This is a genomic window from Mesorhizobium sp. (assembly GCF_004962925.1).
Lineage (GTDB): Bacteria > Pseudomonadota > Alphaproteobacteria > Rhizobiales > Rhizobiaceae > Mesorhizobium.
This window is the reverse complement of sequence record NZ_SUEO01000011.1, coordinates 32,718-52,789: the sequence shown is the minus strand read 5'-3', so window position 1 is coordinate 52,789 and position 20,072 is coordinate 32,718. Positions and strand designations below refer to the sequence as shown.

The window sequence follows — 20,072 nt, the reverse complement described above, 5'->3', positions numbered from 1 at the left end:
CCGATGCCGTACGTACGGGCCGGTCGGTCTCGTGGAACGACAGCACCGCATCGTCCCATGGCAGGCCGAGATGCGCGATCAGCGCCCGCGTCTGCCCTTCCTGGTCGGCGACGAAATCCTCATAGCGCACATCGTGTACGACACCGGGCAGCACGCTGCGCCAGTGCGCCATGACATCGGTGTAGAGATTGTGGAAATCGGCGAGCTCGCCGAGATCGTAGCCGTAGCGGTGAGTGTCGCCGCGGAAATGCACCTTGTAGATCGACAGGCAGGTCGCCGCCGCATCGCGCGCGCAATGGATGATCCTGGCCTTCGGCAGCATCATGTGGATGAAACCGATAAGCAGAAAGTTGCCTGGCATTTTGTCGGTGACATGGCGGACATGCGGATAGCGGGCATGCAGCATGTCAAGGTAGGCCTGTCCGGCCTCGGTAAAATCCGTGTCGGATACATCAGATACGCCCCAGGGAAAGCCACCTGGCATGGTCAACGGAAACTGCTTGCCGACCACCGTCCTCAAAATACTGAGCTCGCCGGCGCCGTAAACCTGGGGATGACTGGCGATGATCTGTTCGACCAGCGTCGTGCCCGAACGCGGCATGCCGACGACGAAGATCGGCGCATCGTCGGCGGCTGCGCTTGGCTTATGCTTTTCGAAGAAACTGGCATCGAACACCGACTTCATCGCATCGAATTCGGCCCGCGTCCTCACCGGATCATAGTCGATGCCCTTGCGGCGGATGGCATTGCCTTCGGCGAAATAATCAAAGGCGCGCGGGTAATCTTTCAAATCGTCATTGGCCTTGCCCAGGCCGAAGGAAAGCTGCATGCGCGCCAGACTGCCTTCCGGCGCCTTGGCATGCTGCGCCTCCATGCCGGCAAGCTCGGCGTCGCGCTCCTTCTGGCGCTTGACCTGCGTCAGCATCAGCCAGGCCCGGGCCATGGCAGGATTGACGGTCAGCGCCTGGCGGAACAAGTCAGTCGCTTCGTCGAGCTTGCCCTTTTCCATCAGCCCGACGCCCAGCCCGTGCAGCAGGTCTGCATCCTTAGGCCGGATCGTCAGCGCTTCCCGGAAGACGGCAAGCGCCTCATCGAGCCGCCCGGCCTCCTGCAGCGTTTCGGCAAGCCCGATGCGGGCGCGAACATGGAACGGGTTGCGACCGATGGTGCCGCGATAGATCTCCTCTGCGCCCTCGAACTGTCCCATCTGCTTTAGCGACGAGCCGAGATTGTCGCGCGCCGCAAGCTGGTCCGGGCGCAGCGCCACCGCGCCACGGAAGAAATCGACGGCTGCACTGACACGACCGAGGTCGCGCATCACGGTGCCAAGGTTGTTGAGAAAATCCGGGTTCTTGGGTTGCAGGCGCACCGACTGTTCGAGGAGATCGAGTCCTTCGGCGCTGCGCCCGGTCTGGTGCAGCAGCAGCCCTAGAAAATGCGCCGCCGCCGCGTGGTTGGCCTTCTGCGCCAGCACCTGCCGGTAGAGCATCTCGGCTTCCTGCCGGCGACCCGCCTGATGCAATTGCAGCGCCTGCTGCACGCGCTGGTCGAGCCCCAGCGGCGGCTGTCCGCCTGAGCCGAAATTGGCGCCCGCGCCTGCCGGTCTTCTCGGATATCTGTTGATGGGAAACCTGCCGTGTTTTGTCCGCCTGCCGCGATCTAGGCCATCGGCGCGGCAGGTTCAAGGGTTCATAGGCCAACTTAGAGACTGTTTCGAAATTCGCTTTGGCGAGTCATATGATGGTGGTTTCGAGAACCGGAGCGTAGCGGACATCTGGTCCGTGAGCACCGGAAGCGCAGAAAACGCCATCAGATGGCCGCCAGAGTAGAATTTCCAAACGGTTTCTTACCGGAAATCGGCCTGGGTCAATACATACATGTTCTTGCGTCCGTGCGAATAGGCTTCGCGCGCAACATCCTGGATCGACGAGCGCTCCGCATCGAAGGCGCTGAGATATTCGGCTTCGGCTCCGCTCGTGACCGTTGCCGCCGAAAGCGCTGCAATCTCCACAAAGAACGGCACTTCGAACATCCCGTCATGGCCGACAAAACGAATGCGCCTGGCTGCAGCGTCGTAGGAGCGGCTGCGGTTGGGGAAATTGAGCGTCATGATCGAGTTCCTTGATTCATGGCAAAGCCGGCGTACATGGCAAAGCCGGCCATGTCAGATCAGGCGGTGGGTTTCGGCGAGTTGACGTGCCCGCCGCAGCGTGCCGTCGGTGTCGGCGATCTTTCGCCTTGCTGCCTCGTCACTTCTTATCGTCAGCCGCGCCGATATGACTTTTGTGGGCTTGATGATCGGCTTGATTGTTACGGTCGAGCCATCAGGCGTTTTCACGGAAACCATGGGTTTTCCTTTCAGACATAAATAAAAAACAATACCGGGATGAAATTTTCCGATACAATTTCAAACAATTCTTGTGAAGAGTTTGGATCGTATCATCATTCTGCAAATATCACTAGAAAAGTAATTTCGCCGCAAGATCGGCATCGGGCAGGAATCTTCTTGAATAAACCGCAATCTTGGATTAATGAATTGAGATCGTTTTTTGGGCCAAGCTTGGCATCTCGCGGCGTCAAAGGTTCTCGACCCGCCAAACTCATTCCAGATCGCCGATACCCAAATTGCTGATACAGGGACGCACGACACTCTAAGTCCCAGTGCCGCAAAGCGGGCACTACTTTATCGGAATCACGCCGGGAACGAGACTTCGAGGCACGAGAATGTCTGGCCGAACTACCCATTCCATCGCGCATTTCGAGGCGCCCTTCATGCTTGGCGGCCTGGAGGGAAAGTTGCCGGCCGGCGACTACGACATCGACCACGATGAGGAGCTTATCGATGGCATGTCATGGCTTGCCTGGCGCCGTGTCGCCACCTTCATCCATCTGCCGGCGAGAACGGTGAAAAGCCAGACCAGCCAATTGGTCGCCATCGACCTCGCCGAACTCGAAACCGCGCTGAGGCGCGACCAGGAGAATGCCGCATGATCCGCTTCCAGCAGAACGCGCGCCCGCGCACCGACACGCCCGCGCATCTTTTCGCAATCGGCCAGACCGTTCGCATGAAGAGCCGCACCGGCCTTGTCCAGAAGACCGCGGAGCTGTTCCAGATCAAGAGCAAGCTGCCGGTCAAGGACGGCTCGCCGCAATACCGCATCCGCAGCGACGAGGAGACCCATGAGCGGGTCACCACGGAAGACAATCTCGAAGTGGCCGACAATCCGAGCGCCTAGGCCCTCGTCGACCGCCACCACCACGTTCATCAATCACGAGGACCAAGAAATGGCCAAGGGTCAACAGCGCAGCAACCGCGAGACACGCAAGCCCAAGAAGGACAAGGCGGCGGCAAAGCCGGCTTCGCCTTTCGGCTCAGCCGTCAACCAGTCGGAAGCCGGTTTGAAGCCGAAGTCCAAGGGCTAACGCTCCGAAGCGCCGGGCAGTCTTCTTCATGCGCGCACCGGAGCGGCCCTGGTGCGACCTCAGGACTGCGGCGCCGCAACACGGAGGCGTGCTTGAACTTCGTCGTCGAGTTCTATCGTTCGCGCGACGCCGACGAAGCGATGCTCGACAGGGTGTCGCTCGAGGCGCCGAACCTGCGCGCCGCCCTGCAGGGCGCCACCGAGCTGTTCCGCTCGCTGGTGATGCCGCAAATCCCGGACCGCCTGCGCATTTCCGACGAAGACGGCAGCGAGCTCTATGCCGGCCCGGCCGATGGAGCGTATCCAGCGGACGGATGAGCAGCCCTGCCTTTATCCAGGCCACCACGCGGATCGGATTAAAGATCACGTAACGTCGAAGCCATATAAGGGTCCGCTGGAACGAGGCTCGGTGCCCGTCCCGGCGGGATCGCGCATGGAACCGGCAGGTGACCGCCGGCCAAAGGCAGGGAGGCGCACATGGACAGGCCGCGCATCATCGTGACTGCGGTGGTGCTGGCTTTGCTCGGCGCGATCGTGCCCATCGTGGCGATGTTCCACTTTTCATGGGTCCTGGCGGTTCAAGAAGAACATCAACGGCTGGATCTGTTCGCCAAGCGCGCGATCGCCAGGGCCAGCATATCGCTCAAGGATGCAACCGACACATTGCGTGAGATCGACCGGTTCGCCGGCGACCGCTGCTCGGTGGGCCACATTGCCCGCATGCGGCAGCTCACCATCAACACCCGCTCGATCGAAGAGATGGGCTATTTCGAAACCGGACTGCTCAAATGCACATCCTGGGGCTCGACCGAAGGACGCGTTGCGCAAGCCACACCGGATTTCACCACCGCAGACGGCGTTGCCGTCACCGCCCGGATACAGCCTTTAGCCGACCAGGACCATCCGCTGATGGCCCTGCAGTACAAGCACCATAATGTCCTTGTCGATCCTCTGCGCTTTGTCGACATTGTCGTCGATCCCGACATTCAGCTTGCTCTGGCGACCAACACTGGCGTCCTGCTCAGCGCGTTGAACGGGCCTGACCCAGCCCGCATCGGCAAGATCATCGCCACCCCGGGCAAAGGGCTGGATGACGGTCATCTGTTCGCCACGGCGCGCGGGACGGACTGGATCGCGGTTGCCACCGAACCGGAAAGCCAGATTGTGGACAGCGTGCGCAGGCGGCAATTGCTGTTGCTTCCTCTCGGCGCTTTCATTGCCGCCTTCATCATCGGCATGGTTGCCTGGTTGTCGCGGCGGCGGCTGTCGCCGCTAGGAGAATTGCAGATTGCCGTGCGCAAGCACGAGTTCATCGTCCACTATCAGCCGATCGTCGAGCTCAGGACCGGCAATTGCGTAGGGGCCGAAGCGCTGGTGCGCTGGAGACGGCCCGACGGCTCGCTGGTCCGGCCCGATCTTTTCATCCCGCTGGCCGAAGAGAGCGGCCTGATCGCTGCAATCACCGATCAGGTCATCGCCCTTGTCGTCCTGGACCTGAAAAAGCTTCTTGTCGCCAATCGCTCCCTCCACATCGCGATCAATCTCAGCCCGGCCGACGTCAGAACGGCAAGGGTCCTTCCGGTCATCGAAAACGCCCTGCAGCATACCGGAATTCAGCCTTGGCAGATCTGGCTGGAGGCGACGGAGCGCGGTTTCGTCGACGTCGATTCAGCGCGCTCGACCGTCATTCGCGCCCGCGAGCTTGGCCATGCGGTCGCCATCGACGACTTCGGCACAGGCTATTCCAGCCTGTCCCATCTCGAAGGCCTGCCGCTCGATGCGCTGAAGATCGACAAATCGTTCATCGACACGATCGCCACGGATTCCGCCACCAGTTCCGTCACGCCGCATATCATCGACATGGCCAAGACGCTCAAGCTGAAGATCATTGCCGAGGGCGTGGAGACGCAGGCACAGGCCGACTATCTGATGGAACGCGACGTCGACTATGGTCAGGGTTGGCTGTTTGCCAAGCCCATGCCCGCAACCGAATTCATCGCCTATTGCCGCAAGGCGAGGCTGCCGGCGTAGAGGCAAGAGGCGCCAGCCGCCCGCCTGCCTATGTCCAGTTGATAGATGGGCCCTCCCCGTCCGGAGACGGAGAGGAAAGCAGCTCTCAGCAGGGGCCGTCTCCGACGATGCGATAATCGGCGGCACGGGCCTCGCATGCGTTGGGGAAGGTCCGCAGGTCGCCACGGCGGCGTGCACAGACGGGGGCATACTCGCGGGTGCAGAATGTCTGCTCCTCACCGCCGCCGCCACCGTCGCGGCACTGGCCGTCGCGGATGATGCGATACCCGGCTCGCTCGGCAAGGCAGGCATTGGCGAAGGTCTGGCGGTCGCCGCCACGCCGGGCGCAGACCGGATCATACTGCTTGGTGCAGAATTGCGGCCCGGGCCTTGGCGGACGGTACCCCGGTCCTTCATCCACCACCACCGCAGTACAGGCCGCAAGAACTGCCGACAGCAACAGGATAGCAAAACCCTGCCGCGAGAAGATTGCCGCAAGAAATTTCATGACTATACCTCCCGAGCCCCCGCTCCCACGCATGCCGCCCAAAAGTGCGCAGCGGTTTTGGGATAACGATATGCACAAAAAATGCAAAACGCGCTCCACTCCAGGTCAATCCTCGCTATTCCTCGGCCAAATGCAACCCCTGTTTGCAAGCTCCCAGCCCGCTGGACCATGCGTGGCCGGGCACTGACCGAGGACCGGACGAGCACCCCAGCCTATCGGTGCCATGCGTCGGAATGCGCCCGTCGGGAGGCCCGCGGGCGCTACCTTGCAACGATCACCTTTCCGTGCGATAAATTTTGTGTTCGGGCATTTGCGACCCGGAGAGCGGAACGTTTTGGACGACCTTTCCCCGATACTGTGAATCTCTGACGGCCCCGTTTTTCGGCGGGGGGTTTTGACCATGCGCCAATGCATGACTGCCGAAGCAACCACCGGGACTTGCCCACGGCGTCAGGCGGCGGGCAAACCACAAGACTGACACGGGTGAAGGAGTTTCCCCAATGGCCCAGACCGGCACCGTTAAGTTCTTCAACGCAACCAAAGGCTTCGGCTTCATCACGCCAGATGACGGCGCCAAGGACGTGTTCGTCCACATCTCCGCGATCGAGGCTTCGGGCCTGCGCACGCTCGTCGATGGCCAGAAGGTCACCTTCGATGTCGAGCCGGACCGGATGGGCAAAGGGCCGAAGGCGGTCAATCTCCGCGCCGACTGAACCGTCGCGCGCACGTCCGCTCGGACGTGCTCAGGAACTCTGCCTGAGGTCTCCACAGGGCCTTGTGCCGGCTTTCAGCGCCGGATCCGAGTTTTCGAAGGCGCGGCGCTTTTCGTCGCGCCTTTTTTCGTGCCCGAGAAGGCAAGCCAATGCTCGCAAAACTTTCTCTTGCCGATGACGCTAAAATAAACGACAAATTTCCACTCGGGCATTTGCCGGCCCGAGACTGGACTTGATGGGATCAAAGGAGCTTCCCATGCCGCAGACCGGCACCGTCAAATTCTTCAATCATGCCAAAGGCTTCGGCTTCATCACGCCGGATGATGGCGCGAAGGATGTCTTCGTCCATATTTCGGCCGTGCAGGCGTCGGGTCTTCCCGGTCTTGAGGATGGGCAGAAGGTAACATTCGACACCGAGCCGGACAAGCGCGGCAAGGGTCCGAAAGCCGTCAACCTGTCGATCGGCTGAGCCGGGATCGAGACAGCATCGGACGGATTCCGCAGGGCAGGTCCGCTCCTTGTTGAGCGTGCAATATTTGTGGCTCGCGCCATGCCTGATCGATGAAAGTCGATTGATCTCAGCCCGCCAATTTCGTTCAGCCCCCGTTCAGCCACGGTCGCCTACTAGTCTTCGATAAAGCCGGACCGCATCCCCAAATTACCGGGCCGGCACGAAGGAGACCGACATGAACCGAATTTTCAAGACCACCATCCTGTCCGCCGCGATTGTCGCGACCACGCTTGCGACCTTGCCAGCGGCCAGTGCTGGTGAGTGGCGCCACCGGCACCACCATCGTGGCAATGGCGACGCGATCGCGGCAGGCGTCCTTGGCCTCGCGGCCGGCGCCCTGATCGTTGGTGCGCTCAACAACCCGCAGCCCAGCTACTACGATCCCGGCTATGACGATTATGGGCGTTATCCACGCCCCGCCCCGGTGCGCCGCTACTACGCGGAACCGCGTGTCGTCTACAATGACGGCTACGCCGAGCCGTGGACCCGTGGCTGGTATGAATATTGTTCGGATCGCTATCGCTCATTCAACTCCCGCACCGGTACGTTCACCGGCTATGACGGCGAACAGCATTTCTGCACCGCGAACTAATGCATGTCGCCCAAAAGTGAATAGCGGTTTTGGGGATAACGACATGCACAAAGACAAGGCCTTAAAGCGCAATGCGCTTTAAGGCTTCCCTGCCCCAAAACAAAGGCGCTGTCCGCAAGGCCAGCGCTTTTTTGTTGTCGGCATGCGCAAGACAAGAGACTGATGCGCGTCGCATGAGGCTCATCAGACGTGACGCGCCTTAAATCAGGAACGGATTACTCCGGCGCTCTTCGCCGAAGCGGCCTCCGGGACCATGGCCGCAGATGAAGCCGATGTCGTCGCCGAGCGGCAAAAGCTTGTCCTTGATCGAGGCGATCAGCGCGGCGTGGTCGCCGCCCGGCAGGTCGGTGCGCCCGACCGAGCCGCGGAACAGCACATCGCCGACATGGGCGAACTTCGCAGCACGATTGTAGTAGACGACATGGCCGGGCGCATGGCCGGGGCAATGAAAGACCTCGAATGCGTGCTGGCCGAACGAGACGGTATCTCCTTCGCTGAGAAAGCGGTCGGGCACGCAATTACGCACCGGATCGGTGATGCCGTAGAGTTTTGCCTGGTTCTCGAGATTGGCGAGCAATGGACGGTCAGCCTCATGCGGGCCGATGATCTCGACGCCGAGCGCCTCCTTCAGTTCCATGGCGCCGCCGGCATGGTCGATATGACCGTGCGTGATCCAGATCGCGCCGGCGTTGATCGCATTATCCTTCAGCACCGCCAGCACCTTGTCGATGTCGCCGCCCGGATCGACGACGACGCCTTGTCTGTCGTCCATGTCGAAGAGGATGGTGCAGTTTTGCTGGAAGGCCGTGACCGGCACGATACCGGCATTGAGTTGACCCATGATCGTCCTTTCGCTGTGTCGCCCCTGATGTAGAGACACATGCAAACGGCGTCCACCGTTGGCACGGACATCAAAAGAAATGGGCGGCCGAAGCCGCCCATGCGAAAGCCCGAAACCGCCAGGCTTATTTCTTCATCGCATTCATGACCGCACCGATGATACCGGTCAGAATGGCGCCGCCGCCGGCACCGCCAACGATGTTTTGCACATTCAGCGCGCTGCCCAATCCGCTAGTTGCCGCTGCGGCTGCAGCCGGATCGATCGTACCGCCGCCGAGCAGGCTGCCGAGGATCGCCGCGCCGCCGACGCCGCCAACGGCGCCGCCCAGAATTTTGGGAAGCTGACCCATCGCCGCCGTCTTGATCGCCGCGCCCACCGCCTGACCACCGATGATACCCGTAATCACCTGAATAATGATCGGAAGAAGCGTGTTCATGTCCATGTTACCAGTCCCTCCATAGCTGCCAGCCTCCCGGGCCGACACCATCATGAGACGCCGAATTGGACGAAAGTCAAATGCAGAAGTGCTTAAATAAAAGGGGCAGCCCGAAAACCGCCCCTACTTGTTAAAAAAGCTGTGACTTTCGTTATTCTGCGGCGATCGCATGCTTGGGTTGAACGGCCGCAGAATAGTCGTTCATCAGAGTCTTGGCGATTTCTCCCACCTCGAATCGGTATGGACCGATCTCTGAAACGGGCGTCACCTCGGCCGCCGTCCCGGTGAGGAAGCACTGCTGGAAGCCCTCGAGCTCTTCCGGCATGATGGCCCGCTCGATGACCTCGAAGCCGCGATCCTTGGCGAGGCCGATCACCGTACGCCGGGTGATGCCGTCGAGGAAGCAATCGGGGGTGGGGGTGTGGATCTTGCCGTCCTTGACGAAGAAGATATTGGCGCCGGTCGCTTCCGCAACCTGGCCGCGCCAGTCGAGCATCATGGCGTCGGAATAGCCCTTGGCTTCGGCGGCATGCTTGGACATGGTGCAAATCATGTAGAGGCCGGCAGCCTTCGATTTCGACGGCGCAGTCCGCGGATCGGGGCGGCGCCATTCGGCCAGATCGAGACGGATGCCCTTCAGCTTCTGTGCCGGATCGAAATAGCTCGGCCACTGCCAGATGGCGATGGCGCAGTTGATCCGGCTGTTTTGCGCCGAAACGCCCATTTGTTCGCTGCCGCGCCAGGCGATCGGCCGGACATAGGCATCCTGAAAGCCCTGCTTCTTCAACAGCGTGCGGCAGGCGTCATCGATCTCGGCAACCGAATAGGGAATCTTGAAGCCGAGCAGGCGTGCCGATTCGTGCAGGCGCTCGCTATGGTCGGTGAGTTTAAAAATCTCGCCGCCATAGGCGCGCTCGCCCTCGAACACCGCGCTGGCGTAGTGCAGGCCATGGGTCAGCACGTGGATCTTGGCGTCGGCCCATTTGACGAACTCGCCGTTCATCCAGATAAAGCCGTCCATTTGGTCAAAGGGAACGGATGCCATGGTAACCTCCCGCGGGCGGTCGCCCGCACATCATTGTGTCGTTGCGCGTTTCTTGTCAGCCGCACCAGGCGGCCGGTATCTCGAAGCGTAGGCGGATATATAAGGCCTGGCAAACACAGGAAGTTCCGGAAAAACGGCTTTCCCTTGCCTTTTCGTTCGCAATCCGCCGAAAAGCTTGTCAAAAATTACCATTGCCGGGAAATTACGTCAATAGTACTGACATAATTTCCCTTTCGCACGGAGAAAAGATGACGGATCGCAGCCACCCAGCCGGAAAACCGATCAGGACGGCGGTCACCGACGAGGACGGCATCGACTTTGCCATCATCGAGTTGTTCTTCTTCGCCTATCGCGATTTTACCTCCGATCCGGACCAGATCCTGTCCGATTATGGCTTCGGCCGCGCCCATCACCGGGTTCTGCATTTCGTCAATCGCAGGCCGGGCCTGACGGTCGCCGAACTCCTCGACGTACTGAAGATCACCAAGCAGAGCCTGGCGCGCGTGCTCAAGCAACTGATCGACACCGATCACGTCGTCCAGTTGCAGGGTCCGCGCGATCGCCGCCAGCGCGAACTCTATCCGACGGCCAAGGGCCGCGCCCTGGCGCTGGCGCTGGCACGGCCACAGTCGCGCCGCATCCATGCTGCATTGGAAGATTTCGGAGCCACCGAACGCGCCTTGATCGAACGCTTCCTGGAAGCGATGGTCAATCCGGAACTAAGGGCGCAGATCGACATTGTGCCCGCAAAAATGTCAGGGAAAAGCCATGGAGACCATTGAAAGGGTTGATCAACCGGCAGCACCGGATGATGATGCGCCGCATCTGCTGGTGATCGATGACGATACTCGTATCCGCAATCTTCTAAAACAATATCTGACCGAAAACGGTTTTCGCGTCACCGTTGCCGGAAATTCCGGCGAAGCGCGGCGCAAGCTCGCCGGCCTCGATTTTGACCTGCTCGTGCTCGATATCATGATGCCGGGCGAAACCGGCGTCGACCTCGCCAAGGCGCTGCGGGCGACCAAGAACGTGCCGATCCTGATGCTTACCGCGCTTTCCGAAACCGACAGCCGGATCACCGGGCTCGAGGCCGGCGCCGACGACTATCTGCCGAAGCCTTTCGATCCCCGCGAATTGATCCTGCGCATCAACAACATCCTGCGCCGCGGCGGTCCGGCAACGACGCCCAAGGTCGAGCAACTGGTCTTCGGCCCTTACACCTTCCAGATCGCCAGGCGGGAGCTCAAGCGCGGCGGCGAGGCCCTGAAGCTGACGGACCGCGAGCAGGAGATCCTAGCGATCTTCGCGTCGCGGGCCGGCGAAACGATACCGCGCCATGAACTTGTCGGCGACGAGTCCGAAGTCGGCGAGCGCACCATCGACGTCCAGATCAACAGGCTGCGCCGCAAGATCGAACGCGATCCGTCCAATCCGGTCTGGCTGCAGACCGTGCGCGGTATTGGGTATCGGCTCAGCGTGGAATAGACTGCCGCAATGCATGTCGCCCAAAAGTGCGAAGCGGTTTGGGACGACGGCACGCATAAAGTCGAAAATTGCAAGCGCAGCACTGCGCTTGCGGGCCCCTTGTTGAGCTGCAGATGGGCAAAAGGGCGAATGGCGACCACGCAACTGGAACGGCCGGAAGATAGCGGCTTGAGCGCTCGCGCCAGGCGGGCGCTGAAGGCGGTGCCGCTCGCCTGGAAACGGTTCTGGCGCCTCGTTTCGCTTTACATGCCGAAGCGGCTCTATGCCCGCTCGCTGATCATCGTCATCGCACCGATGATCCTGCTGCAATCTGTCCTCGCCTTTGTCTTCATGGAACGCCACTGGCAGACCGTGACGCAGCGCCTGTCGCAGGCCACGGTCCGCGACATTGCCGCGATCGTCGACCTGGTAGAAACCTATCCGAACGACGCCGACTACGCCAACATCATCCGCATCGCGCAGGATCGCATGCAGTTGAAGATCGACTTGCTTCCGCCCGATCCGCTGCCGGCACCCGGTCCAAAGCCGTTCTTCTCGATCCTCGACGAAATTCTCTCGTCCGAGATCACCCATCAGATCAATCGTCCGTTCTGGATCGACACGGTTGGCAATTCCAATATCATCGAGGTTCGCGTCCAGCTCGAGGGCAAAGTGCTGCGCGCTTTCGTGCGCCGCAGCCAGGCCTATGCCTCGAACACGCACATTTTCCTGATCTGGATGGTCGGCACCTCTCTGGTGCTGCTGATGATTGCCATCCCTTTCCTGCGCAACCAGATCCGGCCGATTCTGACGCTGGCCGAGGCCGCCGAGAGTTTCGGCAAGGGCCGGCCGATGCCGCGCGATTTCCGTCCGCGCGGCGCCGAGGAGGTTCGCCGCGCCGGCTTTGCCTTCATCCAGATGCGCGAACGCATCGAACGCCAGCTCGAACAGCGCACCGCCATGTTGTCCGGCGTCAGCCACGATTTGAGAACCATCCTCACCCGCTTCAAGCTGCAGCTTGCGCTGACCGGGACCAAGGCCGACACCGAGGCGCTCGGCCAGGACATCGATGACATGCAGTCCATGCTGGAAGGCTATCTCGCCTTTGCCCGCGGCGAGGCAGCGGAAGATGCCGGCCGTTTCAATCTTGAAGCCTATTTCGAAAAGCTCGGCGAAGAGGCCACTCTGCGCAAGCGCAAACTGTCAACCGCGCTGGCCGGCGATCCAAATGTGCATGTGCGGCCCCACGCCTTTGCCCGGCTGTTGTCCAATATCGTCGGCAACGCCTTCCGTTACGCCAAGACGGTTGAGATCAACGCCAACCATGGCCGCGGCTCGCTGCTCGTCACCATCGACGATGACGGACCGGGCATTCCGCCCGAAAAGCGCGAGGACGTGTTCAAGCCTTTCGTGCGGCTTGACGAGGCCCGCAACCTTGACGCCAGCGGCACCGGCCTTGGCCTTGCCATCGCACGCGACATTGCCCGCAGCCATGGCGGCGACATCATGCTGGACAAGAGCCCGCTCGGCGGCTTGCGCGCCGTCATCAAGGTTCCGGCCTGATTAGAGCGACGTGCGTCCAGTGGACGCACAAAGTACGCTCTAACGCTTTGAACCTCCGCATCGTGCTTTCCGAAAATCGAATTCGATTTTCGGGCCGATGCGCTGCTTTTCTGATGATTGCGGCCGGCCGCCGGCTTATGCCTTCATCGGCCCGTCATGAAACCATGCTGAAGAGCGCGCATGAAGCGCGCGATCCTGATTGATTCGGCCTTGCGGCCTCGCATCAAGGAAACCGACGACCTTTTCCAGCAAAGGGCTGCTATGCGCATCCTGATGGTCACCGACGCCTGGCGCCCGCAAGTCAACGGCGTCGTCCACACGCTGGAACGGCTTTCGGAAACCCTGAAATCCTTCGACGTCGAGACGGACTTCCTGACCCCGAACATCTTTCGCACCTTGCCCCTGCCGACCTATCCGGACATCCGGCTGGCGCTGACGACGCCGGGCCATGTCGCGCGCCTGATCGAGGCGCGCAACGCCGATCATATCCATATCGTCACCGAAGGCCCGCTCGGCATCATGGCGCGGCGCTATTGCCGCAAGGCAGGTCGGCCGTTCACGACAAGCTATCACACGCGCTTCCCGGAATATCTAAGCGCGCGGCTGCCTATACCGGAGACCTGGGCCTATCGCTGGCTTCGCGATTTCCACAATTCCGGACAGGGCACGCTGGTCGCCACCCAGTCACTGGCGGACGACCTGTCGGCGCGCGGCTTCACCAAGCTGAGGCCGTGGACGCGCGGCGTCGACACCGACCATTTCCGGCCGGACAAGAAGAAAGATCTGGGACTCAAGGGACCGATCTTCCTCTGCGTCGGCCGCGTCGCGATCGAAAAGAACCTGGCCGCCTTCCTCGATCTCGACCTGCCCGGCAGCAAGGTGATCGTCGGCGAGGGGCCGGAGCTGGCCAGGCTCAAGGCCAGATACCCGGATGCTCATTTCCTTGGCCACCGCCCGAATGACGAACTGGCCGAAATCTACGCCTCGGCCGATGTCTTCGTCTTCCCCAGCCGCACCGACACGTTCGGCAATGTCATCATCGAGGCGCTGGCCAGCGGCACGCCGGTCGCAGCCTATCCGGTGACGGGGCCAATCGACATTGTCGGCGACGGCGTTGGCGGAGCTGTGTCGAACGATTTGCGTGAGGCCGCGCTCGCCGCGCTCCACGTCGACCGCGCCGAGGCGCGCGAACGGGCAATGCGTTATAGCTGGAAGGCCTGCGCGGAGATGTTCCTGGAGACGGTTGAAGAGGCACTGGGCACCACGCGCAAACTGGCCGCCTGAGAAGGCATTGCTAGAATAGTCGGCCGCCGTCCGGCACCTTGCGTTCGATTGCGCCGAGGACGACGGCACCCTCTTCGTCGGGAAAGCCAAGCGTCAGCACTTCCGACATGAAGGGTCCGATCTGCCGCGATGGAAAATTGACCACCGCGAACACCTGTCGGCCAATCAGCGTCTCGGGCGCATAGTACTTGGTGATCTGCGCCGACGATTTCTTCACTCCGATGTCAGCGCCGAAATCGATCTTCAGCTTGATCGCCGGCTTTCGTGCCTCGGGAAAAGGCTCGGCCTCGACGATCGTGCCGGCGCGAATATCGACACGGTCGAAATCGGCGAAGCTGATCTCGGGCTTGCGCTGGCTGCTCGAACTCATTGAGGACCTGGCTCAGGCGTTTCCATAGGTCTCGAACAGGACGCCGGCCAGCGCCTCCTTGGCCGAGGTTCCCGACCAGACGACGAACTGGAATGCCTGGAAATAGCATTCGCAGGCTTCCAGCGCCGACGACAGCAGCACTTCGACCTGCTGGCTCGACGGCTCGACTCCACCGGCGAGCAGCAGCGACTGGCGGAACATGATCGCGCCTTCCTGTTCCCAGAGGTCGAAATGGCCAAACAGCATCTGCTCGTTGATCAGCGAAAGCAGCCGCATCACCTCGAGCGCGCGCGCCTCCGGCACCTTGATGTCGAAAGCGCAGGCAAGATGGAGCGCCTCGAAATCCTCCATCCAGGAAAATGAGACGTGATAGTCGGTCCAGCTTCCGGCAACCGAAATCGAAATCTCGTCGTCGCCGGCCCGTTCGAAGGACCAGTCGTTGTTGTGGGCCACCTGCTCGATAACATCCACCGGATGGATTTCGCGCGAGAGGTCGAGTTCGAGAAGTTCCATGGAATGCTTCCTGTCGTTCAGGGGAGCGCCACACGCTCCGCGGGCACACACAACGAACAATCTTGTCTAGAACTCGGACGGCCGGGACTTCGTCAACGCAAAGACCCCAGACCGGACCCCACCGCCCGGCGCATGACCCTGCTCCGAATCATGCAACAAATTCAGTCTATTGATCGGGAGTCGCGTGACCAGCCCAATTTTTCGCACTGCGTCATTCGCATGTGGAAAGCCGCTGTCACAAAGATTCACGCAATGCCGGTAAGCGATTCACGACAAAGCGCTTTTTGCGATTGTGCTTTGTGGAAAAGTTTAACGATTATTTTTTTGATCTGGGCTTTGCCGCAGCCTGCCCGGTCAATTCGGCGAGCTTTGCCTCAAGCGTTTCGAGGCGCGCAGCAAGGCGGGTGTTTTCTTCCCTCGCCTTGGCAGCCATATCGCGTGCGGCCTCGAATTCTTCGCGCTGCACCAGGTCCATCGAGTTGAGAACGCGCTCGGCCTGCCCCTTGAAGGCGGTTTCCACCTCGCGGCGCACCCCTTGCGCGGCACCCGCGGCGTCAGTCATCAGCTTGGCGAATTCATCGAGAATGCGGTTCGGTCCGGTCGACATGGCAAATCCTCGCTTGCTAGATTTGACGTAGTGGCGCGCGACGCGGAATGCAAGCATCCACGTCGCCTTGACCCCGCCAAAACACTGCCGCATGGTCCGCGCCCGAACGTGATCCGCAACCGGGAGATCCTGTTGAGCGAGTATCTTATGCTGCCGCTGGCCGCCCTGCCTTTCCCCAACATAGACCCGGTCATCGTCCGGATCGGGCCGCTGGCGGTGCATTGGTATGGTGTCGGCTACATCGTCGGCATTCTGTTTGCCTGGTGGTATGCCAAGCGGCTCGTCACCAATGCAAGACTCTGGCCCGACGGCACCGTGCCTATGAAGCCCGAGGATCTCGACGACTTCATCGTCTGGGCGGCCATCGGCGTGGTGCTTGGCGGGCGCACCGGCTACGTGCTGTTTTACGACCTGCCGCGCTACATCGCCCACCCGCTCGATATCCTTGCCGTCTGGCAGGGCGGCATGTCGTTTCATGGCGGCCTGCTCGGCGTCATTCTCGCCATGACGCTGTTTTCCTGGTCGCGCGGCATCCGCACATGGTCGCTGTTCGACGTTGTTGCAGCCGGCGTGCCGGTCGGCCTTGGTCTCGTCCGCGTGGCGAATTTCATCAACTCCGAACTCTGGGGCAGGCCGACCGATGTTCCATGGGCGGTCGAATTCCCCAATGGCGGGCCATTTGCGCGCCATCCCAGCCAGCTCTACGAGGCGCTGCTCGAAGGCCTGGTGCTGTTCCTGGTCCTGCGCTTCCTCACCCATTCCAGGCTCAAGCTGAAGACGCCGCGCTTCGTCGGCGGCGCCTTCATTTGCGGCTACGGTCTCTCGCGCATCTTCGTCGAATTCTTCCGCGAGCCCGATCAGCAGCTGGGCTATCTCCTCGGCACCGGCTGGCTGACCATGGGCATGGTGCTGTCGCTGCCAATGGTGCTTGCCGGCGTCTGGGCGATGGCGACTGCAAAGCCGCTAACACAGCCCCAGCCGGTATGACCCGGCTGAAAACCCGCATCGTCGAGCTGATCGGTGCGGCGGGGCCGATCCCCGTCAATCAATACATGACGCTTTGCCTGTTCGATCCGCAGGACGGCTACTATACGACGCGCGAGCCGTTCGGGGCTGCCGGGGATTTCGTCACCGCGCCGGAGATCAGCCAGATGTTCGGCGAGCTGGTCGCCGTCTGGCTCTACGAAGTGTGGCTGGCGATCGGCCGGCTGATGCCGGTCACCATCGCCGAAATCGGCCCCGGCCGCGGCACGCTGATGAAGGACATGCTGCGCACGCTTTCGCGGCTCGATCCGGCGCTGACCGCCGGCGCATCCTTCGCCATGATCGAGACCAGCCCGCGGCTGGCCGATGTCCAAAAGCAAACGCTTGCCGCCACGCCGGCCACGATCGGCTGGCACGAAAGCATCGACACGCTGCCGCAGACCCCGCTTCTCATCGTCGGTAACGAATTGTTCGACGCGGTGCCCATCCGCCAGTTCGTCCGCGCCGGAACAGGCTGGCGCGAACGGATGATCGGCCTCGACAGCGCGGACGAATTGCACTTCTTCGCAGGCGCCGGCTCGGTCGATCCGACGCTGTTGCCGAACGACGCCGAAAACGCGCCACAGGGCGCGATCGTCGAGGTCGCGCCGGCCCGGGCCGCGCTGATGGCGACCATCGCTGAGCGATTGGCCGGGCTCGGTGGCGCCGGCCTATTCCTCGACTATGGTTATCTCCGGCCAGCGATCGGCGACACGTTGCAGGCCTTGCGCAAGCACGATCACGAAGATGTGCTGGCCAATCCGGGCGAAGCCGATCTCACCGCTCATGTCGACTTCGCCGCCCTTGCCGCGATTGTGCGGGCGCACGGCCTCGATGCCCATCTTTCCACGCAAGGCGAATTCCTGGTGGAAATGGGCCTTCTCGAACGCGCCGGCCAGCTCGGCGCCAACGCCGATGAGGCGGCTCGCGAAAAGATTGCAGGCGAGGTCGAGCGCCTCGCCGGCCCGCAAGCCATGGGTGATCTCTTCAAGGTGCTTGCCGTCCTGCCTGCCGGCATCGCCGTTCCGCCCTTTGCAACGGCGGATTGACTTTTCGCTGTCGCCTCTCCCACTCTCCCAATTTCCGACTGTCGCCCAATTTTGGGCTGTCGCCTATCTTTGGACTGTAGCCCATCTTGGACTGTCGCTTGACGAAATCGCCCACACGGACAACAACGCCGCCATGCTGAATCAGACCAAACCGGATCCCGTTCGGTCGCCCTTGCTGGAAAAAGCGCGGGCGCAAGGCATTCGCCACGGCTATTTCACCCGCGTCGGCGGCGTCTCCAGCGGCATCTATCAGGGCCTCAACATCGGCACCGGTTCGAGCGATGACCAGACGCAGGTAGCCGAGAATCGCCGCCGCGTCGCCGACTGGATGGGCGTGCCTTCAACCCACCTCTTGACCGCCCACCAAATCCATTCGCCCGACGTCATCCTCGCCAGGGAGCCTTTTCCCGGCGAGCGGCCAAAGGCCGACGCCATCGTCACCGACCGGCCAGGCATCGCCGTCGGCGCCTCGACCGCCGATTGCGGACCGGTCCTGTTCGCCGATGCCGAGGCGCGTATCATCGGCGCAGCCCATGCCGGCTGGAAGGGCGCCTTGTCAGGCGTGCTGGAAAACACCATTGCGGCGATGGAAGACCTCGGCGCCCGGCGCGAGCGCATCGTCGCCGTTCTCGGTCCTTCCATCTGCCCAGAAAACTATGAGGTCGGGCCGGAATTCGTCGCCCGCTTCGTCGAGTCCGATGCCAACAACATCCGCTACTTTGCGCCGTCGGCGAAGTCGGGACATGCAATGTTCGACCTGAACCTCTATACGGTCGATCGGCTAAGCCGGGCTGGCGTGACCGCCGACGGGCTCGGCCGCTGCACCTACGCCGAGGAGGATCTGTTCTATTCCTACCGGCGCACCACGCATCGCAACGAGCCGGATTACGGGCGGCAGATTTCGGCAATCGTTTTGGAGACTGAATAATGGCGCTGCATTTCGAACGGTCGGAATTTGACGCGCGGCGCGATCGGCTGATGATCGAGATCGCCGAAAAGAAGCTCGATGCCGTTCTGCTGTTTGCGCAGGAGAGCATGTACTGGCTGACCGGCTACGATACGTTCGGCTTCTGCTTCTTCCAGTGCCTGGTGGTGAAGGCTGACGGTTCGATGATCCTGCTCACGCGCTCGGCCGATCTGCGCCAGGCGCGCCACACCTCGATCATCGACAACATCGTGCTGTGGACCGATCGCGACGGCGCAAACCCGGCGATCGACCTGCGCAATTTGCTCAACGACCTCGACCTGCTCGGCGCCCGCATCGGCGTCGAATACGACACCCACGGCCTGACCGCCTACAATGGCCGGCGCCTGGACGAACAATTGCAGACCTTTGGCCAGATCGCCGACGCTTCCGGCATCGTGAGCCGGCTGCGTCTGTTCAAGAGCCCGGCCGAGATCGCCAAGGCGGAAAAGGCCGCGAATCTCGCCGACGATGCGCTCGACGCAGCCCTGCCGCTGATCAAACAGGGTGGCGACGAAGCCTTGATCCTTGCTGCCATGCAGGGCGCGATCTTTGCCGGTGGCGGCGACTATCCGGCCAACGAGTTCATCATCGGCTCGGGGGTGGACGCACTGCTTTGCCGCTATAAGGCCGGCCGCCGCAAGCTGACCAAAAACGACCAGCTGACGCTCGAATGGGCCGGCGTCTTCCACCACTACCATGCGGCGATGATGCGCACGGTGCTGACCGGCAAGGTGTCGAAACGTCACCAGGAACTGTTCGATGCGGCGCGCGCCGCACTTCTGGCCGTCGAGAAGGCGATGACGCCCGGAAATACCTTCGGCGACGTGTTCGACGCGCATGCCCGCACGCTAGAGGCGCACAATTTGACCAAGCACCGGCTCAACGCCTGCGGCTATTCGCTCGGCGCCCGCTTCACTCCGTCATGGATGGACATGCCGATGTTTTATCAGGGCAATCCCGAACCCATCGCGCCAAACATGACGCTGTTCGCCCACATGATCATCATGGACTCCGAAACCGAGACCGCGATGACGCTTGGCCGCACCTATTTGACGACCGAATCGCAGCCGAAGCCGCTGTCCCGCCATGATCTCGACTTGATCGTACAGTGAATCCATAATGATAAGGATTCAAAGGGCGTTCATCGCCAG

The 20,072-nt window shown here is 61.5% G+C and carries 26 protein-coding genes; 16 read left to right on the top strand and 10 right to left on the bottom strand.

Annotated elements, in window-relative coordinates:
* The 3 genes from E5W87_RS04870 to E5W87_RS04860 form a co-directional block, all read right to left on the bottom strand.
* A partial coding sequence (locus E5W87_RS04870) for a sulfotransferase (protein ID WP_292394548.1) occupies nucleotides 1-1,540 on the bottom strand: 1,540 nt, incomplete at its 3' end.
* A gap of 306 nt (nucleotides 1,541-1,846) precedes the next feature.
* Nucleotides 1,847-2,110 carry a DUF1488 domain-containing protein gene (locus tag E5W87_RS04865; protein WP_292394546.1) on the bottom strand — a complete coding sequence of 88 codons (264 nt, stop codon included), beginning with the start codon at nucleotides 2,108-2,110 and terminating at the stop codon, nucleotides 1,847-1,849.
* A gap of 54 nt (nucleotides 2,111-2,164) precedes the next feature.
* Nucleotides 2,165-2,347 (bottom strand): hypothetical protein, encoded by a 183-nt coding sequence (locus tag E5W87_RS04860; RefSeq protein WP_128286122.1) that lies wholly within the window; start codon nucleotides 2,345-2,347, stop codon nucleotides 2,165-2,167.
* A gap of 377 nt (nucleotides 2,348-2,724) precedes the next feature.
* Between E5W87_RS04860 and E5W87_RS04855 the strand changes: the two genes are divergently transcribed.
* The 5 genes from E5W87_RS04855 to E5W87_RS04835 all read left to right on the top strand — a co-directional run bounded on the left by E5W87_RS04855 (nucleotide 2,725) and on the right by E5W87_RS04835 (nucleotide 5,453).
* Nucleotides 2,725-2,991 (top strand): hypothetical protein, encoded by a 267-nt coding sequence (locus E5W87_RS04855; RefSeq protein WP_095488859.1) that lies wholly within the window; start codon nucleotides 2,725-2,727, stop codon nucleotides 2,989-2,991.
* Nucleotides 2,988-3,236 carry a hypothetical protein gene (locus tag E5W87_RS04850; protein WP_095488858.1) on the top strand — a complete coding sequence of 83 codons (249 nt, stop codon included), beginning with the start codon at nucleotides 2,988-2,990 and terminating at the stop codon, nucleotides 3,234-3,236. The genes E5W87_RS04855 and E5W87_RS04850 overlap by 4 nt, the downstream gene beginning before the upstream one ends.
* 49 nt (nucleotides 3,237-3,285) lie before the next feature.
* Nucleotides 3,286-3,423, top strand: a complete 138-nt coding sequence (locus tag E5W87_RS04845; RefSeq protein ID WP_292394543.1) for a hypothetical protein — start codon at nucleotides 3,286-3,288, stop codon at nucleotides 3,421-3,423.
* 92 nt (nucleotides 3,424-3,515) lie between these two features.
* Nucleotides 3,516-3,740: a hypothetical protein gene (locus tag E5W87_RS04840; RefSeq protein ID WP_292394541.1), complete on the top strand. Its 225-nt coding sequence runs from the start codon at nucleotides 3,516-3,518 to the stop codon at nucleotides 3,738-3,740.
* A gap of 159 nt (nucleotides 3,741-3,899) precedes the next feature.
* Complete coding sequence (locus E5W87_RS04835) at nucleotides 3,900-5,453, top strand: EAL domain-containing protein (protein ID WP_292394539.1); 1,554 nt, start codon at nucleotides 3,900-3,902, stop codon at nucleotides 5,451-5,453.
* An 85-nt stretch (nucleotides 5,454-5,538) separates the two neighbouring features.
* Here the strand turns inward: E5W87_RS04835 and E5W87_RS04830 are convergent, their stop codons facing one another.
* On the bottom strand, nucleotides 5,539-5,940 hold the full coding sequence (locus E5W87_RS04830) for a Kazal-type serine protease inhibitor (RefSeq protein ID WP_292394538.1): 402 nt from the start codon (nucleotides 5,938-5,940) through the stop codon (nucleotides 5,539-5,541).
* A 500-nt stretch (nucleotides 5,941-6,440) separates the two neighbouring features.
* Between E5W87_RS04830 and E5W87_RS04825 the strand changes: the two genes are divergently transcribed.
* From E5W87_RS04825 to E5W87_RS04815, 3 genes are all read left to right on the top strand, one after another.
* Nucleotides 6,441-6,653: a cold-shock protein gene (locus E5W87_RS04825; RefSeq protein WP_023799871.1), complete on the top strand. Its 213-nt coding sequence runs from the start codon at nucleotides 6,441-6,443 to the stop codon at nucleotides 6,651-6,653.
* 256 nt (nucleotides 6,654-6,909) lie between these two features.
* On the top strand, nucleotides 6,910-7,122 hold the full coding sequence (locus E5W87_RS04820) for a cold-shock protein (RefSeq protein ID WP_006202521.1): 213 nt from the start codon (nucleotides 6,910-6,912) through the stop codon (nucleotides 7,120-7,122).
* Nucleotides 7,123-7,339: 217 nt separating this feature from the next.
* On the top strand, nucleotides 7,340-7,756 hold the full coding sequence (locus tag E5W87_RS04815) for a BA14K family protein (protein WP_292394535.1): 417 nt from the start codon (nucleotides 7,340-7,342) through the stop codon (nucleotides 7,754-7,756).
* Between the two features lie 199 nt (nucleotides 7,757-7,955).
* On the opposite strand, the gene E5W87_RS04810 is transcribed toward E5W87_RS04815, so the two are convergent.
* From E5W87_RS04810 to E5W87_RS04800, 3 genes are all read right to left on the bottom strand, one after another.
* A complete protein-coding gene (locus E5W87_RS04810) occupies nucleotides 7,956-8,597 on the bottom strand; it encodes an MBL fold metallo-hydrolase (RefSeq protein WP_292394533.1) in 642 nt (213 codons plus the stop codon).
* 124 nt (nucleotides 8,598-8,721) lie between these two features.
* Nucleotides 8,722-9,039, bottom strand: coding sequence for a hypothetical protein (locus E5W87_RS04805; protein WP_292394531.1), 318 nt, complete (start codon nucleotides 9,037-9,039; stop codon nucleotides 8,722-8,724).
* Nucleotides 9,040-9,184: 145 nt separating this feature from the next.
* Nucleotides 9,185-10,078, bottom strand: a complete 894-nt coding sequence (locus E5W87_RS04800; protein ID WP_292394529.1) for a branched-chain amino acid aminotransferase — start codon at nucleotides 10,076-10,078, stop codon at nucleotides 9,185-9,187.
* A gap of 248 nt (nucleotides 10,079-10,326) precedes the next feature.
* On the opposite strand from E5W87_RS04800, the gene E5W87_RS04795 reads away from it, so the two are divergent.
* From E5W87_RS04795 to E5W87_RS04780, 4 genes are all read left to right on the top strand, one after another.
* Complete coding sequence (locus tag E5W87_RS04795; RefSeq protein WP_164547134.1) at nucleotides 10,327-10,860, top strand: MarR family winged helix-turn-helix transcriptional regulator; 534 nt, start codon at nucleotides 10,327-10,329, stop codon at nucleotides 10,858-10,860.
* Entirely contained in the window at nucleotides 10,847-11,566 is a 720-nt protein-coding gene (locus E5W87_RS04790; protein ID WP_292394527.1) for a response regulator transcription factor, read from the top strand. The genes E5W87_RS04795 and E5W87_RS04790 overlap by 14 nt, the downstream gene beginning before the upstream one ends.
* A gap of 129 nt (nucleotides 11,567-11,695) precedes the next feature.
* The gene (locus tag E5W87_RS04785; RefSeq protein WP_292394525.1) at nucleotides 11,696-13,108 is read left to right on the top strand and encodes an ATP-binding protein; all 1,413 of its coding nucleotides are present in this window, start codon (nucleotides 11,696-11,698) and stop codon (nucleotides 13,106-13,108) included.
* Nucleotides 13,109-13,369: 261 nt separating this feature from the next.
* Complete coding sequence (locus E5W87_RS04780; protein ID WP_292394564.1) at nucleotides 13,370-14,392, top strand: glycosyltransferase family 1 protein; 1,023 nt, start codon at nucleotides 13,370-13,372, stop codon at nucleotides 14,390-14,392.
* A 10-nt stretch (nucleotides 14,393-14,402) separates the two neighbouring features.
* Here the strand turns inward: E5W87_RS04780 and E5W87_RS04775 are convergent, their stop codons facing one another.
* From E5W87_RS04775 to E5W87_RS04765, 3 genes are all read right to left on the bottom strand, one after another.
* Nucleotides 14,403-14,762: a tRNA-binding protein gene (locus E5W87_RS04775; protein WP_292394523.1), complete on the bottom strand. Its 360-nt coding sequence runs from the start codon at nucleotides 14,760-14,762 to the stop codon at nucleotides 14,403-14,405.
* A 12-nt stretch (nucleotides 14,763-14,774) separates the two neighbouring features.
* A complete protein-coding gene (locus E5W87_RS04770) occupies nucleotides 14,775-15,275 on the bottom strand; it encodes a YbjN domain-containing protein (protein ID WP_095488847.1) in 501 nt (166 codons plus the stop codon).
* Nucleotides 15,276-15,591: 316 nt separating this feature from the next.
* Nucleotides 15,592-15,882 (bottom strand): accessory factor UbiK family protein, encoded by a 291-nt coding sequence (locus E5W87_RS04765; protein WP_292394520.1) that lies wholly within the window; start codon nucleotides 15,880-15,882, stop codon nucleotides 15,592-15,594.
* A gap of 132 nt (nucleotides 15,883-16,014) precedes the next feature.
* Here E5W87_RS04765 and lgt point away from each other — a divergent pair, with 132 nt between their 5' ends.
* From lgt to E5W87_RS04745, 4 genes are all read left to right on the top strand, one after another.
* On the top strand, nucleotides 16,015-16,869 hold the full coding sequence (gene lgt / locus E5W87_RS04760; RefSeq protein WP_292394518.1) for a prolipoprotein diacylglyceryl transferase: 855 nt from the start codon (nucleotides 16,015-16,017) through the stop codon (nucleotides 16,867-16,869).
* A complete protein-coding gene (locus tag E5W87_RS04755) occupies nucleotides 16,866-17,954 on the top strand; it encodes a class I SAM-dependent methyltransferase (protein WP_292394516.1) in 1,089 nt (362 codons plus the stop codon). Before lgt ends, E5W87_RS04755 begins: the two co-directional genes overlap by 4 nt.
* A 133-nt stretch (nucleotides 17,955-18,087) precedes the next feature.
* A complete protein-coding gene (gene pgeF, locus E5W87_RS04750) occupies nucleotides 18,088-18,882 on the top strand; it encodes a peptidoglycan editing factor PgeF (protein WP_292394514.1) in 795 nt (264 codons plus the stop codon).
* Nucleotides 18,882-20,033 (top strand): Xaa-Pro peptidase family protein, encoded by a 1,152-nt coding sequence (locus E5W87_RS04745; RefSeq protein WP_292394511.1) that lies wholly within the window; start codon nucleotides 18,882-18,884, stop codon nucleotides 20,031-20,033. Before pgeF ends, E5W87_RS04745 begins: the two co-directional genes overlap by 1 nt.
* Nucleotides 20,034-20,072: the final 39 nt, after the last annotated feature.

What these genes read in the sequence shown, in the direction of transcription:
- E5W87_RS04805 (WP_292394531.1), bottom strand. Translation starts at nt 9,039, where the DNA reads ATGGACATGAACACGCTTCTTCCGATCATTATTCAGGTGATTACGGGT.
- E5W87_RS04845 (WP_292394543.1), top strand. Translation starts at nt 3,286, where the DNA reads ATGGCCAAGGGTCAACAGCGCAGCAACCGCGAGACACGCAAGCCCAAG.
- E5W87_RS04825 (WP_023799871.1), top strand. Translation starts at nt 6,441, where the DNA reads ATGGCCCAGACCGGCACCGTTAAGTTCTTCAACGCAACCAAAGGCTTC.
- E5W87_RS04765 (WP_292394520.1), bottom strand. Translation starts at nt 15,882, where the DNA reads ATGTCGACCGGACCGAACCGCATTCTCGATGAATTCGCCAAGCTGATG.
- E5W87_RS04745 (WP_292394511.1), top strand. Translation starts at nt 18,882, where the DNA reads ATGGCGCTGCATTTCGAACGGTCGGAATTTGACGCGCGGCGCGATCGG.
- E5W87_RS04855 (WP_095488859.1), top strand. Translation starts at nt 2,725, where the DNA reads ATGTCTGGCCGAACTACCCATTCCATCGCGCATTTCGAGGCGCCCTTC.
- E5W87_RS04835 (WP_292394539.1), top strand. Translation starts at nt 3,900, where the DNA reads ATGGACAGGCCGCGCATCATCGTGACTGCGGTGGTGCTGGCTTTGCTC.
- E5W87_RS04775 (WP_292394523.1), bottom strand. Translation starts at nt 14,762, where the DNA reads ATGAGTTCGAGCAGCCAGCGCAAGCCCGAGATCAGCTTCGCCGATTTC.
- E5W87_RS04815 (WP_292394535.1), top strand. Translation starts at nt 7,340, where the DNA reads ATGAACCGAATTTTCAAGACCACCATCCTGTCCGCCGCGATTGTCGCG.
- E5W87_RS04820 (WP_006202521.1), top strand. Translation starts at nt 6,910, where the DNA reads ATGCCGCAGACCGGCACCGTCAAATTCTTCAATCATGCCAAAGGCTTC.
- E5W87_RS04830 (WP_292394538.1), bottom strand. Translation starts at nt 5,940, where the DNA reads ATGAAATTTCTTGCGGCAATCTTCTCGCGGCAGGGTTTTGCTATCCTG.
- E5W87_RS04860 (WP_128286122.1), bottom strand. Translation starts at nt 2,347, where the DNA reads ATGGTTTCCGTGAAAACGCCTGATGGCTCGACCGTAACAATCAAGCCG.
- E5W87_RS04795 (WP_164547134.1), top strand. Translation starts at nt 10,327, where the DNA reads ATGACGGATCGCAGCCACCCAGCCGGAAAACCGATCAGGACGGCGGTC.
- E5W87_RS04800 (WP_292394529.1), bottom strand. Translation starts at nt 10,078, where the DNA reads ATGGCATCCGTTCCCTTTGACCAAATGGACGGCTTTATCTGGATGAAC.
- E5W87_RS04770 (WP_095488847.1), bottom strand. Translation starts at nt 15,275, where the DNA reads ATGGAACTTCTCGAACTCGACCTCTCGCGCGAAATCCATCCGGTGGAT.
- E5W87_RS04810 (WP_292394533.1), bottom strand. Translation starts at nt 8,597, where the DNA reads ATGGGTCAACTCAATGCCGGTATCGTGCCGGTCACGGCCTTCCAGCAA.
- E5W87_RS04850 (WP_095488858.1), top strand. Translation starts at nt 2,988, where the DNA reads ATGATCCGCTTCCAGCAGAACGCGCGCCCGCGCACCGACACGCCCGCG.
- E5W87_RS04785 (WP_292394525.1), top strand. Translation starts at nt 11,696, where the DNA reads ATGGCGACCACGCAACTGGAACGGCCGGAAGATAGCGGCTTGAGCGCT.
- E5W87_RS04755 (WP_292394516.1), top strand. Translation starts at nt 16,866, where the DNA reads ATGACCCGGCTGAAAACCCGCATCGTCGAGCTGATCGGTGCGGCGGGG.
- E5W87_RS04780 (WP_292394564.1), top strand. Translation starts at nt 13,370, where the DNA reads ATGCGCATCCTGATGGTCACCGACGCCTGGCGCCCGCAAGTCAACGGC.
- E5W87_RS04790 (WP_292394527.1), top strand. Translation starts at nt 10,847, where the DNA reads ATGGAGACCATTGAAAGGGTTGATCAACCGGCAGCACCGGATGATGAT.
- pgeF (WP_292394514.1), top strand. Translation starts at nt 18,088, where the DNA reads ATGCTGAATCAGACCAAACCGGATCCCGTTCGGTCGCCCTTGCTGGAA.
- E5W87_RS04865 (WP_292394546.1), bottom strand. Translation starts at nt 2,110, where the DNA reads ATGACGCTCAATTTCCCCAACCGCAGCCGCTCCTACGACGCTGCAGCC.